Genomic DNA, 14,189 nt, shown 5'->3' with positions numbered 1-14,189 from the left:
AGTCTTTAACAAACTTCAATAAATGAAAGCATTTATCGTAAATCGTTACGGCAAGAAAGAGAAATTGCATCTGCAGGAAATCGCGGCACCCCTGGTAAAGGAAAATGAGGTATTGGTTCAGGTATATTCCGCCGGCGTGAACTTATTGGATTCAAAAATAAAAAATGGTGAATTTAAACTTATTCTACCTTACAAAATGCCCCTTGTTTTAGGACACGATGTAGCTGGTGTGATCATAAAAACAGGTGCTAAAGTCAGCCGCTTTAAAGTGGGCGATGAAGTGTATGCACGACCTGCAGATCATCACATCGGTACTTTTGCCGAACTGATTGCAATCAATGAAGCCGATGTGGCGGTTAAACCCCAAAAGCTTACCATGGAAGAAGCGGCATCTATCCCCCTTGTGGCCCTAACAGCCTGGCAGGCGCTTGTTGAAAAAGCAGACCTGAAAAAAGGACAAAAAGTTTTCATCCAGGCCGGTTCCGGTGGTGTAGGAACTATTGCCATTCAATTGGCCAAACACCTTGGTGCTACCGTAGCAACCACCACCAGTACGGCAAACATAGAATGGGTGAAAGCACTAGGTGCAGATGTTGTGATCGATTATAAAAAGGACGATTTTGAGACCATCCTGCATGATTATGATGTAGTACTGAACAGTCAGGATGCCAAGACACTCGAAAAGTCTCTACGGGTGCTAAAACCGGGTGGAAAGCTTATCTCGATATCCGGTCCTCCGGACCCTGCTTTTGCCAAAGAAATCGGATTGGGCTGGCCGCTGAAAATGGTCATGAGGTTGCTGAGCTTTGGTGTACGCAGGAAAGCAAAACGCCTGCACGTAGACTATTCTTTCCTTTTTATGCGGGCGGACGGTAACCAGTTAAGCAAGATCACGGCTCTTATTGATTCAGGAATCATAAATCCCGTTGTCGATAAGGTCTTTCCATTCGGGGAAACAGAAGAGGCATTGACCTATGTCGAGAGCGGACGGGCAAAAGGCAAGGTCGTCATCAAGGTTAAATAAAATTAACCTTGATTGATATCAACATTTAAGAAAAGTACGCTGTTTTATGTTTAAAAATGTGGGACATTTAGTTTTCATTCTATTTATTAACGACGTGTATATAAAAATTGCAGTTAAAGAAAGTAATAGCACAACATTTAATGACCACCAATAAATAAATTATATGAACAGAATGCAATTTCTTAAAGGCGGCCTTCTTATAGGCGGAGCTGGGATTCTAAATACGAACAATGTCTTAGCACAGAGCATTGAAGAAAATAACCTGGATAAACTCACAGATGAAAACGGTTCTTTTGTGCTGAACCAGCTTCCATACACGGAATCTTTTCTTGAACCCAACATGGACGCTGAAACGCTTCATTTACATCATCAGTTTCATCATGGTGGGGCTGTTAAAGGTGCAAATAATGATATTAAGATGATCAGGAAAGCGATTGATGATAATAATCTTGAAACAGTCGATTTCTGGACCAAGAAGTTATCCTATCATTTTGGCAGTCATCTTTTACACACTATTTTCTGGACAAATCTCACCAATAAGAAGTCTGATCCTAAAGGTGAATTACTAAAGCTGATTGAAAAAAGCTTTGGAACGTTTGACAAATTCAAAGGGTATATCGCAGAGTCGGCCAAGAACATTGATGGTAATGGATGGGGCATTCTGGCTTATCAGCCATATTCAGGATCTCTGACCATTATGCAATGTGAAAACCATGAAAAACTGCAGCAATGGGGAGCCATACCTATCCTGGTAATTGATGTCTGGGAGCATGCCTATTATCTGAAGTATAAGAATAAGCGTCAGGATTTCGTAGATACACTCTTCAACATTATTAACTGGGATAATGTTGCGGAACGTTTGAATAAAGCAAAAAAGATCGGATAATGTTGATTGATGAATAAATATCAGTTTACTCCCCGTGGTGGCACAACAGCACCTTTATCAATCCAGATTTTAACCTGATTAACAAATTCAGCGTAACCGAGAGGTCGTTTACTTCTACCATCACCGGATTCCCAGGCCCACTTAACCAGGTCTGTGTTCATGTGCTCTATCAAATCGTGCAGGGCGTTGGCAATATATCTTGTCTGAGATGGATGTTTATAGCGTAAGCAGAAAAAGTGGAGGGTTATAATACCTTATAAAAATAAGGTTTATTCTTAATGATCGTGGGGGTAAACCGCCAGAGGGCGGCCACGTTTTTAGTCAGGCCACCTACCTGTTTCATATATCTAAAAGGATTCCTTAACCGGAAAATCCCTTCTATTATACTGCCAAAGAAGAATACCGGTACAGCAAAGGTGTAGTTCAGCAATAACACCATATACCAGCCAACCCCAAACTGTTTACGTACCCGTAAATGATTGGACAACATCACCTGTAACCCTTTACGGTCGTACAATCCGTAATATCCTTTCTCAGCAGAATCAAAGGCTTCTCCCGTACTTTCTCCCTGTAAATGGATGATGTTGATATCCCCGTAAATAGCCAGCACGCCCAGTTTACGGATACGACTGCACCACTCTACCTCTTCCGCAAACAGGAAGAAATCCTCATCCATATATCCCGCTTTCTCCAGCACGTCGCGTTTCACCATTAAAAAGGCTCCACTGATCCAGTCTACTTCATGCACCGCCTTTGCTTCCTGCACATTCGGTACTTTGGTATTCAGTTTATAGCCTATCCAGCGGAGCAGGCCACCCCAGTAAGGCAAGGGTAAGAGATGATTCAGGCCGCCTTTCATGAAATAGTTCCCGGAGATCTGTGTAGTCATATCAGGGTTCAGCAACTGTACCCCGCAGGCTACATGAGAACTGGCAGCAAAACGCTGTACACAGCGGTCCAGCGCATGGTCTAATATCAGTGTATCAGGGTTTAATAACAGTAAATACTCACCGGCAGCAGCCCGTAACCCGGCATTGTTAGCCCGGGAAAAGCCGGCATTATACCCCATCTGAATCCCTTTTACAGCAGGATGTGCCGCTAAGATCTTCTCCAGGCTACCGGCAGCAGACAGGTTATCAACCACAATTATTTCATAAGCAGTATCCTTCGTCTGTAGGATAATCGTATCGATACAGTCGATAATAAGTGCGTCGGTATTATAGTTGACGATGATGATAGATAATAACATGCTTGATTTATTTACCGGGAGCAAACAGAAAAGACAAGGACATCCACAGTTTGGAAACCGGCCCCTTACGTAAAAAAGGTATGCGTCTTTGCCAGTTCAATATATAAGTAGTCACAACAGGCAAAGGCCCGTTAAAACCCGCTTTACGGATATCCTTCACATCACGGATCTTCATATTCCGCAATAAGCGCCAGAAGAAATCATATACCAGTATACTCTTAAAATGCCCGTTCCCGGTTTTCTGTAACAGGTAAAAATATTCGGGGATATATACTTCCCGTACCCCATGCACCTCTTCCGTAATCTGCTCCTTCCCCATTCCCACATACAAAAGCGGCTCCGCTATATAAGTAAAACCCGGTCGCTGTTGCAACAGCCGGATATAAAAATCAACGTCTACTGTCCAGCGGACCTTCTCATCATAGCGGTAAGCCGGTTTATTGCGATGGATCATCACACTGGGCGGACCTACCAGGTTATCATGCAGTATGTTCACAGGGTCTTTCTGAAACGCCTTCCTGAAATACGCAGGAGATGTCATCAGCTTTGTAGTGCCATTATCCAGGTAATAGTTATAATATGCTGCATAAGCAAAATCGTGCTGAGGATTATCGTCCAGGGCCTGTACAAGCAAACCCAAAGCAGTTGGTGTTGCAAACCAGTCATCATCATGCATAATCTTGATATACTCTCCACGGGCCAGGTCCAGCGCTGTATTCCAGTTGCCCGGCATCCCCCTGGCAGGTTCGTTCCGGTAATACCGGATGGGTAAACGCTGCAGGTATTGCTGCACGCATTGTTCCACGCTGTTATCCGGACTATCATCCGTGATCACTACTTCAAAATCATCGAATGTTTGTATCAACAGTGAGTCCAGCAGGCGTTGCAGGTAAGCAACCTGCTTATAAGCCGGTATACATACGGAAACTTTCATCATATTTACTTCATATTTGCTGGCAGACCGCGAAGCAAAATAATCCAAAATTATGAATACCTTTAATTTTTAAACCAGCGCCTCCGACAGATTATGAGTACCATAAGGAAAAAGGGTATAATTACTACGTTTTACATTTATATAGGATTTCTTTTAGGAGCGCTGAATACATTCTTCTATTTTAAATACTTTCAACCCACACAATACGGCCTTACGATCGTTCTTCTGGAAATTGCGATGCTATTCAGCAGTATGGCAATTCTGGGAAGTAATACGGTGGTGGCTAAATTCTTTCCTTATTACCGCAGTCATCTTAAAGAAGGGAAAAGTGAGCTGTTGACAATCGCTTTCTTTTTCTCGCTGGTAGGTTTCCTGATATTATTAGGCGGCACCTTGCTTTTTCAACCGCTGATCATTAAAAAGTATTCCGGCAAATCGCCCCTGCTGGTCAATTATTTTTATCTCATATATCCGATCACCTTCTTCCTGGTATATTTCCAGGTACTGGAATCACAGGCATGGAATATGCGAAGGGCGGGCCTTTCCAACTTTCTGAAGGAAGTATTGTACCGTATACTCTGTTTTATACTGATCATCCTTTTCATTACAGGGCTCATCTCCTTTCACACCTATGTAGAGATATTCAGCTGGAATTATGCCGTGTTATTTGCGGTAATGCTGCTATACCTTATGTATAAAGGAGATCTGCAGTTCTCCTTCCGCATCAGCTCCTTAACAAAAAGATTATGGAAGAAGATGCTGGCCTATGCATTATTCATATTAGGAGGGAATGTTATTTCCATATTGAGTAAAACGATAGATGCCATCGTTATTTCCAGTGTTATTGGTTTGAATTATGCAGCCGTATTTTCACTGGCGCAGTATATGTCGTCCGTCATCGAAGTACCACAACGTACTGCAACAAGCATGGCTACCCCTATCATTTCACAGGCATGGAAAGACCGTGATATGGACAAGCTGGCAAGCGTATACCGCAAAACCTCTTTAACCCTGCTGATAGCGTCTACTTTTATCTTTACGATGATATGGCTGAATTATGATGATGCCTTCAGGTTCCTGGACATGCCTGAAATTTATTACCTGGGTAAACCCCTGGTATTAATGCTGGGCCTCACCAAGATCATTGAACTGGGAACGGGCATGAACAGTGCGATCATCATCACTTCCCGCAAATGGAAATTCGAGTTGTATTCAAACATGATATTACTGGTATGTATGCTGCCTCTTACTTATGTCCTTATCAAAAGTCACGGGTTAATAGGAGCAGGTATTGCCAATATGGTGTCCATCACCCTGTTTAATACGATCCGTTTTGGCTTCCTCTGGAAAGTATATAAACTGCAGCCATTCACTTATAAAACACTGATAGCCGTACTGATACCAACAGGCGTTTTCTTCCTGCTGTATTATACAGTACGGCTGCCAAATCCCTTATTAAATATAGTGGTACGCTCTATATTATTTGTGGGACTGTATACATTCCTGTTGTTGCGTTTAAAAGTATCGGAAGATGTAGAGCAAGTATTAACGAATGTATACTTAAGAATAAGAAATGTCTTAGCAAGGCGTTAAAAGCTGCCAGAAACCGGATCACATAAGGCCTGTTGGCAGGAAACTCCCAGGCCCCGCTTTCCCGGCACCAGAGCAGCTTCACCTTAAATGTGATCTTCTCCCTGCGCAGACGCGATAACCAGGATTTGCAGACGGCTTCTTCATTGTTTCCGGGTAGCTCATCAATACTGCATGGCAGGGTGACCGCGCATACTTCCCTGTGGAAATAAACGGCCGCCTTGATCCATTGATCAGAGAAATGGCCCATGGAAAAATGTACCAGGTCTACATTGTAAATAACGGCCGCCTTGTACTTTTCAGATACACGCAAACTGATATCCAGATCATAGAAATGGAACCCTTTCAGCTTTTCACTGTTGAAGGGGATCTCTTTCCATACCTTCTTACGCATCACCAGCATCACACCGTCCAGTGTCCTCACAGGAACAGCATCCCCGGTCAATCCTTCCGGACGGGCCAGGAACCGGCGGTGATCGCCATTTCTTTTACGCTGAAGAATGTTGCAGCAGTCGGCCGCCCGGATGCCTGTCCACCAGCCGGATAAGGTCTTACTCTTATAACGGCTGCCGGCAAGCCCTAACAGGCCCAGCTTTTCATCCCGTTCAAAATGATCTGAGAGCAGCTTACCCCAGTTTGGCGTCTGGAAAGCTACATCGTCGTGGACAAAACAGAGTACTTCATAAAGGGCTTTTTCAGCAGCCCGGTTGTAGGCGTCGCAGATGCCGGTTGATGCTGCATCTTCCATCACAATAAGTTCATAGTTCGTACCGATGGTGTCAGCAATGTTCTGCTTCACAAGGGCTAAACGACTCTTATTCGCGGAGCAAATAATTACAGATACCATTCGCAAATTTTTAGAATGTCTTCTTACTCAATTCTACCGCCTCCTGCATAGTACTTCTTCCAGTAAGGTTCATTGAGGTCACTGATCATAACCCCGGAACTGGTAGAAGCGTGTACAAACCTATCGTTGGCAAGGTAAACTCCCACGTGGGATACGTCTTTCTGACTAATACGGAAGAAAACCAGGTCTCCTTCCTTCATTTGGTTGTTGCTTAGTTTTTTCGCTTTCTGGAACAGTTGTGATGATGTGCCGGAGGAATTGTACCGGAACACCGTTGTCAATAGTGTATTTGTGAAATTGGAACAGTCGATACCTTCTTTATTTTTACCTCCTAAGCGGTATGGTGTAGCCCACCAGTCCTCAATAAAATTATACAAAGGAGTGTTTAATACCTTTTCTACAGGAACATCCAGCATCTGCGCATACTTGAACTGCCATAACTCGGCAGTCTCAATATTGGCGCCGCTGGTCACGATCTTCAATTTCACCGTACTTGCCTTAAAATTGCTGGTGGTCGTAAATCCTTCCAGGAACTGCGCCTGATTGTTATTAGTGGTGCTGTTACTCGTTTTTTTAAGAGAAGAACAGGCACTCACCATAAGTACACACATCATCAATGCCAGCCATAAAGGTTCCTTCCTTGTCATAAATCCCTGCTTGGTTAAAATTGGAGCCAAGTTACTAAAAATAATCGTTTTTTATAATATCATAATATAAAAGCTTGGATAACAGGCCTTAGATAGTTAACGAACTTGACTAATTCATTTTGTTATGCACCATTGTGGATAATTTTACATTCCTTCAATTTTTATTCTGCTCTAAGTATCGGACTTTTGCAGGATGATTTTCTCTCACTTACACGTTCATACTCAATACTCCCTGTTGGATGGTGCAGCAGACATTAAATCCCTGTACAAGAAAGCAATGTCCAGCAACCAGCCGGCCCTTGCTATCACAGATCACGGGAATATGTTTGGCGTATTCCAGTTTGTGGCAGAGGCGTATAACAATAAACTGAACCCGGAAGATCCAAAAGATAAACGCCTGAAAGTAAAGCCTATTGTAGGCTGTGAATTTTATGTGGTGGAAGACCGCTTTAAACGGGCCTTCACACGTGAAGAAAAAGATATCCGTAATCACCAGGTACTCCTGGCAAAAAACGACGAAGGCTACCGTAACCTCATCAAATTATGTTCCCTGGGATATATGGAAGGCCTGTACGGTAAATATCCCCGTATAGACAAAAAACTGATCCTCCAGTATCATAAAGGTCTTATCGCTACCACCTGCTGTTTAGGCGCTTCCGTACCTCGTACTATCCTCAAAAAAGGAGAAGAAGCGGGCGAAGATGAATTCAAATGGTGGCTGGACATCTTCGGGGAAGATTACTACGTGGAACTGCAACGCCACGGTATTCCGGAACAGATCAAAGTGAATGAATCACTGGTGAAATTCGCGCATAAACATAATGTGAAGATCATCGCCTCCAACGATTCCCACTACGTGGACCAGGCAGATGCCAACGCTCATGATATCCTGCTTTGTATCAATACCGGTGAGAAAAAGAGTACGCCGAGTATGAAGGATTTCTCTGATGACGATGTATCCGTTAAAAACAAACGTTTCGCTTTCTATAACGATCAGTTCTACTTCAAGACCACCGAAGAGATGACCGCTCTTTTCAGCGATCTCCCGGAAGCTATTGATAATACCAATGAGATAGTGGATAAAGTAGAATTACTCGATTTAAAAAGAGATATCCTGCTCCCTAACTTCCCTATCCCTGCGGGATTCTTTACGCAGGACCAGTACCTGCGTCACCTCACCATGGAAGGGGCCCATGCCCGCTATAGTGAAATGACGGCCGAAGTGGAAGAACGTATCAACTTCGAACTGGACGTTATTGAAAAGATGGGATTTGCGGGTTACTTCCTCATCGTATCCGACTTTATCAAAGCGGGGCGCGACCTCGGCGTATTCATAGGCCCCGGCCGTGGATCTGCGGCAGGTTCTGCCGTGGCATACTGTATCGGTATCACCAATATCGACCCTATTAAATATAACCTGCTGTTTGAGCGTTTCCTGAACCCGGAACGTAAAAGCATGCCGGATATCGATACGGACTTCGATGATGAAGGCCGCCAGAAAGTAATTGACTACGTTGTACAGAAATATGGCAAGAACCAGGTAGCACAGATCATCACCTATGGTACCATGGCCGCCAAAATGAGTATCAAAGACGTGGCGCGTGTAATGGACCTTCCCCTGATAGAATCCAATATACTGGCTAAGATGGTCCCGGATAAACCCGGTATCCAGCTGGCCCGCCTCTTCAACGCTCCGATGGAAGGTGATAAAAGCCTGGTGGAAAAAGAAGGACTGGGACCGGAAGACATGGAAAATGTGCGTAAACTCCGCGAACTGATCAAAGGAGACGACCTGCAGGGGGAAGTATTACGGGAGGCCTGCGTACTGGAAGGCTCCGTGCGTAACACGGGTATCCACGCTGCGGGTATCATCATCGCTCCGCAGGACCTCTACGACCTTATCCCCGTGTCTACCGCAAAAGACTCCGACCTGCTGGTGACACAGTTCGAAGGTAGTATCATCGAGAGCGCCGGCGTTATCAAAATGGACTTCCTGGGTCTGAAGACCCTCACCATCATCAAGGGCGCCCTTGAACTCATTAAAATGAACCACGGGATAGAGATCTCTATTGATGATATCCCGCTGGACGACGTTAAAACATACGAACTCTATCAGAAAGGTGAAACCAACGCCACGTTCCAGTTCGAGTCTCCGGGAATGCAGAAATACCTGCGTGAACTGAAACCCGACAGGTTCGATGACCTCATCGCCATGAACGCCCTGTACCGCCCGGGCCCTATAGAGTATATCCCCCTGTTTATCAAACGTAAACTCGGACTGGAAGAAACAGCGTACGACCTGCCGGAACTGGAAGAATACCTCCACGATACCTACGGGATCACCGTATACCAGGAACAGCTGATGCTCCTGAGCCAGAAACTGGCCAACTTCTCCAAAGGAGATGCCGACGTACTCCGTAAGGCGATGGGTAAGAAACAGAAGGCGGTGATGGATAAAATGAAGAAACAGTTCATGGAAGGATGTGCCGCTAACGGGCACGACCTGAAGATCTGTGATAAGATATGGACCGACTGGGAAGCGTTCGCATCCTACGCCTTCAACAAATCCCACTCTACCTGTTATGCCTTCGTGGCCTACCAGACCGGCTACCTGAAAGCACACTACCCTGCTGAATATATGGCGGCAGTACTGAACTGCGCCAGCAACATTGAAAAGATCACCTTCTTCATGGAAGAAGCGAAGAGAATGGGCATAGACGTATTGCCGCCGGATGTGAACGAATCCTTCAAAGGGTTTGCCGTGAATAAACAGGGTCAGATCCGTTTCGGACTGGCAGGTTTGAAAGGTGTGGGTGAAGCGGCCGTGGAAAACATCCTGGAAGAACGTAAAAACGGGCCTTACCAGAACATCTTCGAGATGATCAAACGTGTGAACCAGCGTGCAGTCAACAAGAAATCACTGGAAGCCCTGGCCATGTCCGGCGCTTTCGACTGCTTCCCTGCCCTGCACCGTGCACAATACTTCTTCAAACCGGAAAATGATAACACTACCGGCCTGGACAAAATCGTGAAATTCGGTAACCAGGTAGCGGCCGGCTCCAATTCAATAGGCAGCCTGTTCGGTGCTGATGATTTACCGGACATAGAGCCACCAAAGATCCCTCCCTGCGATCCATGGCCGCTGATCCTCAAACTGAATAATGAAAGAGAAGTAACCGGTATCTACATCTCGGGGCATCCACTGGATGATTACCGCTTTGAGAGCCGTTTCTATAACATGAATACCGTGCAGGACCTGGTAGAATACCAGGCCGATCTGGCCACACCAGGTAATGCCCGGGCCGGCAGGGAAAGGAATTTCCGCCTGGCTGTGTACGTTACCGGCGCCCAGGAAAGGATCTCCAGGAACAACCGCCAATTTGGCATTATGACGATAGAGGACTACTCCGGCAAGTTCGAATTTGCCCTCTGGAGTGAGGACTTTATCCGCTTTGCACCCTATCTGAAAACAGGGCTTTGCCTGTTCGTAAATGGTGGTTTTAAGGCAAAAAGATTCAATGATGCTGAGTACGAATTCAAAGTAAACGGGATCCAGTTACTACAGGAAGTAAAGAAAACGCATACCAAAAAGGTAGGTTTAGTGACCATGCCTAAATTTATTACCCGGGAGTTCGTGGATTTTATTGTAGATAATATCGCCAAATATCCCGGCGCCAGTGAATTGTACCTGCAACTGATAGACAGGGATAAGGATATGGCCGTGAAACTGCACACATTCAACAAACATATAGAGATGAATGATGAGCTGGCACACTATCTGACCCAACAGCGGGATATCGATATTTATATAGAGACAATCAATAAGTAGGGTATCAAAAAAGCACTACCTTGCACCCTGTATTTGATTCGAAACCAGCATGTCAAAAGAGCAGTAATATAGATCCGGTTTAATTCTTGAAGTATAGTAATCACAAATTGAATAACAACAATCATAAATTAAAATATCATGGCATTAGAATTCACAGATTCGAACTTCCAGACGGAAGTGTTAAGCTCAGATAAATTGAGCGTGATAGATTTCTGGGCAGAATGGTGTGGTCCTTGTCGCGCTATCGGTCCGGTTATCGAAGAACTGTCCAAAGATTACGCAGGTCAGATAAACGTTGGTAAAGTAAATGTGGACCAGAACCCGCAGCTGTCTATCAACTATGGTATCACCAGCATTCCTGCTATCCTTTTCATTAAAGGCGGTCAGGTAGTTGACAAACAGGTAGGTGCAGTACCAAGATCTGTACTCGAAAAGAAAATACAGTCTAATCTGTAATAAATCATATAATTATATATGAAAGCGACCCGGATAACCGGGTCGCTTTTTTTATTTTACCAAGGTCACCGTTCCCTTTTGCATCAGTTTGGTAGTCTCCTTTCCGTAAAAGGCATATTCTATCATGTACACGTATTCTCCCACCTCCTGCAGTGCCCCATCCCAGCCTTTACTCATATCCCTGGTTTGATAAACCAGCTCCCCCCAGCGGTTATAGATCTTCATGCTATAATAAGCCACTCCCTTACCCTTTACACGGAATACATCATTCACCCCGTCTCCATTCGGAGAAAAGGCATTAGGGGCATATAAAGAGAGATTATAAGTAAGGTGGATAGTGACCGTATCAGCCGGTACACAATTTAATCCGGTAACTGTATGTACGATGTAAGTAACAGGCGTTAAAGGCTGTGCAAATGGAGAAGGACAATCCGTACAACTCAATCCTTCCGCAGGTGTCCACTGGTAATCTACCGCATTCACAGCATGCAATGCTACTATATCTCCTATATTCACCGTCGTATCATGATTGTTGATATGTACAGGTGGAAGATTGATATTATTGATATCGACAGATGAACCGGTATTACAACTATTGGCATCCGTTACAGACAAGGCATAATTACCTTTCGATAATCCTGTTATTACATTACTGTTTTGCAGTACATTATCCCAGTAAATATTATAAGGAGTAGTGCCACCACTTACATTAACAGTGACCTTCCCATTCCCTCTTTCGCAAATTTCATCTTCTGTTATTACATCAGCTGTAAACGCTGGCGGCGTGGTCAGTGTGACCATCACACTATCTATACAAACAGCATTGCGGATATACACTTTATACGTTCCGCTTCCCAGGCCGGTAAACGAAGCGCCGGGTTGATATGGCTGCCCTGCAATCGCATATTCAAAAGGCGCGGTCCCTTTCTGTACCTGTATATTAATAGTCCCATCGGTAACCCCATAACATTCAGGGGAAATACCAGTCCCTGTTGCCCTGATAATACCGGGCGTATTCTCTGTGATAGTCAGTGGCACTGACACTTCGCAACCAGATGCATCCACTACCCTCACTGTATAATTCCCTACTGTAAGCTGACTATAAACAGAATCACTGTTCCTGTTTGTTCCATTCACGTAATAAGTATAAGGCCGTGTGCCACCCGTAGGATGCACTTCTATCTTTCCATAAGGGACACCGCAATCAATATTTGTAACAACAGGTGTATGCAGATCCATAGGATCTGAAACAGTGACTTTAATCATATCAGTGGCCGTACAACCACCATTGGTGACAGTCACGCTGTAAGTACCTGTTGTCGTCACCGGAATCGTTTGTGTGGTAGCGCCTGTATTCCACAGGTACCTGTTACCCGGAGAACCCGCATCCAGTAATAACGTTGTGCCAGCGCAAATCGCTTTATCATTACCCAGGTCAACTGCCAGTGTGGGCATCACAACGATATTCTTGCAATAAGTGGTCTGATCGGGTAAGGACTCATTCGTCAGCAGGTGTACCGTATAAGTACCCGCCTGGCTGTACGAAACAGGAGGCGCCACAGCCAGTGAGGAAGAGCCGATACTGGAACTCGTACAGCTCTTGAATACCAGCCGGGTAATCGTATTATTATCTATATTGGTAATGAAAGCATACAGATTATCTCCTTCCCTGAAGATGGTGGATATGGAATGCGGGAAACTCAGATTGCCGCCATTCCCCAATGAAACAGCCGTTGGAATACTGGTAATATCCGAGTTAAAATCAAGTCTTACCAGTTCATTGGAAAAGTGATTCACCACCAGAGCAAAGATGCCACCGCAATCATGTATGATACATAAATCCCTTGGGCCACTCAACAGCGGGTTTGTCAGTTTTACACCTGTAGGCGTATTTGTGAGAGAGTTACCAAAATCAAGCCTGGATAAGGAATTGTCTACTTCATTCGCCACAAAAACATGCCATTCCCCATTTTCCTGTATGGCAAAAATACCGGTAGGCATATTCACACCTCCTACTCCACCAAAGTTTGTACCCACCGGTGGATTCCGGAAGTTGGCGCCAAATGCAAAACGGGTGACCGTATTATTATAAAAGTTGACTGTCAGTCCATACCAGTTACCTCCATCCTGAAAAAGATAAAGATCTACCGGGTAATTCATTCCGCCTATATTTCCCCAGTTAGTAGCTACCGGCGTGTTATTGGAAAGTGTTGCACCAAAATCCAGTTTCATAATGCAGGCAGCCGCCACAGAGGCCCCTCCCACTATAATCACATGCCATCCGTCCAAATCCTTTACAACCTGCAATCCTTCTGTATTATTGGGTATCGCCCCGTTGAAATTACCCAGGTCGGTCACGGTAGGCGTATTGAGTAAGTTAGTGCCAAAATCCAGTCGCAGTAAAGAGGCAGATCCCAGGTTGGTCACAAAAGCATAGTAGTTATTCCCATCTTTTGCCGTAGCCATGAACGTTGACATATTCTGTGCATTGCCTACATTACCAAGATTTGTTAAATCCGGTGTTCCATATAAACTCCCGGAACAAAAATTCCAGAAATACGTTGATGCACCTACTGAAGTATTCTGTATCGTGACGGGGCTGTTCACGCATACTGTATCAGGAGCCGTAAAACTGGCCTGGGCATACGTTTTAGTAATAAAAAAAGTGAGGTATATGAAAATGCTCAGTAAGAATCTATTCATAGTATAAGGTAGTCCGGGCCGGGT

At 44.6% G+C, this 14,189-nt stretch carries 10 protein-coding genes; 5 read left to right on the top strand and 5 right to left on the bottom strand.

Going from position 1 to position 14,189, the window contains the following annotated elements; all coding sequences use genetic code 11:
* Positions 1 to 22: 22 nt before the first annotated feature.
* Both GO495_RS16210 and GO495_RS16205 read left to right on the top strand, forming a co-directional pair.
* Positions 23 to 1,024, top strand: a complete 1,002-nt coding sequence (locus GO495_RS16210) for an NADP-dependent oxidoreductase (protein WP_157300763.1) — start codon at positions 23 to 25, stop codon at positions 1,022 to 1,024.
* A 163-nt stretch (positions 1,025 to 1,187) separates the two neighbouring features.
* Complete coding sequence (locus GO495_RS16205; RefSeq protein ID WP_157300762.1) at positions 1,188 to 1,910, top strand: superoxide dismutase; 723 nt, start codon at positions 1,188 to 1,190, stop codon at positions 1,908 to 1,910.
* 244 nt (positions 1,911 to 2,154) lie between these two features.
* On the opposite strand, the gene GO495_RS16200 is transcribed toward GO495_RS16205, so the two are convergent.
* Both GO495_RS16200 and GO495_RS16195 read right to left on the bottom strand, forming a co-directional pair.
* Complete coding sequence (locus GO495_RS16200; protein ID WP_157300761.1) at positions 2,155 to 3,159, bottom strand: glycosyltransferase family 2 protein; 1,005 nt, start codon at positions 3,157 to 3,159, stop codon at positions 2,155 to 2,157.
* A gap of 7 nt (positions 3,160 to 3,166) precedes the next feature.
* Complete coding sequence (locus GO495_RS16195) at positions 3,167 to 4,096, bottom strand: glycosyltransferase family 2 protein (protein ID WP_157300760.1); 930 nt, start codon at positions 4,094 to 4,096, stop codon at positions 3,167 to 3,169.
* Positions 4,097 to 4,186: 90 nt separating this feature from the next.
* On the opposite strand from GO495_RS16195, the gene GO495_RS16190 reads away from it, so the two are divergent.
* A complete protein-coding gene (locus tag GO495_RS16190; protein ID WP_157300759.1) occupies positions 4,187 to 5,686 on the top strand; it encodes an oligosaccharide flippase family protein in 1,500 nt (499 codons plus the stop codon).
* Here GO495_RS16190 and GO495_RS16185 read toward each other — a convergent pair.
* Positions 5,568 to 6,530 carry a glycosyltransferase gene (locus GO495_RS16185; protein WP_157300758.1) on the bottom strand — a complete coding sequence of 321 codons (963 nt, stop codon included), beginning with the start codon at positions 6,528 to 6,530 and terminating at the stop codon, positions 5,568 to 5,570. The genes GO495_RS16190 and GO495_RS16185 overlap by 119 nt on opposite strands.
* 23 nt (positions 6,531 to 6,553) lie before the next feature.
* Entirely contained in the window at positions 6,554 to 7,177 is a 624-nt protein-coding gene (locus GO495_RS16180; protein ID WP_157300757.1) for a C40 family peptidase, read from the bottom strand.
* A 193-nt stretch (positions 7,178 to 7,370) separates the two neighbouring features.
* Between GO495_RS16180 and dnaE the strand changes: the two genes are divergently transcribed.
* Positions 7,371 to 11,006: a DNA polymerase III subunit alpha gene (gene dnaE / locus GO495_RS16175; RefSeq protein WP_157300756.1), complete on the top strand. Its 3,636-nt coding sequence runs from the start codon at positions 7,371 to 7,373 to the stop codon at positions 11,004 to 11,006.
* Between the two features lie 138 nt (positions 11,007 to 11,144).
* A complete protein-coding gene (gene trxA / locus GO495_RS16170) occupies positions 11,145 to 11,462 on the top strand; it encodes a thioredoxin (RefSeq protein WP_089786735.1) in 318 nt (105 codons plus the stop codon).
* A 51-nt stretch (positions 11,463 to 11,513) separates the two neighbouring features.
* On the opposite strand, the gene GO495_RS16165 is transcribed toward trxA, so the two are convergent.
* Positions 11,514 to 14,165: a T9SS type B sorting domain-containing protein gene (locus GO495_RS16165; protein WP_157300755.1), complete on the bottom strand. Its 2,652-nt coding sequence runs from the start codon at positions 14,163 to 14,165 to the stop codon at positions 11,514 to 11,516.
* Positions 14,166 to 14,189: the final 24 nt, after the last annotated feature.

Origin of the sequence: Chitinophaga oryziterrae, assembly GCF_009758125.1 — a bacterium.
GTDB classification, from domain to species: domain Bacteria; phylum Bacteroidota; class Bacteroidia; order Chitinophagales; family Chitinophagaceae; genus Chitinophaga; species Chitinophaga oryziterrae.
The sequence above is the reverse complement of the archived record's forward strand: the minus strand, read 5'-3'. Positions and strand labels throughout refer to the sequence as shown.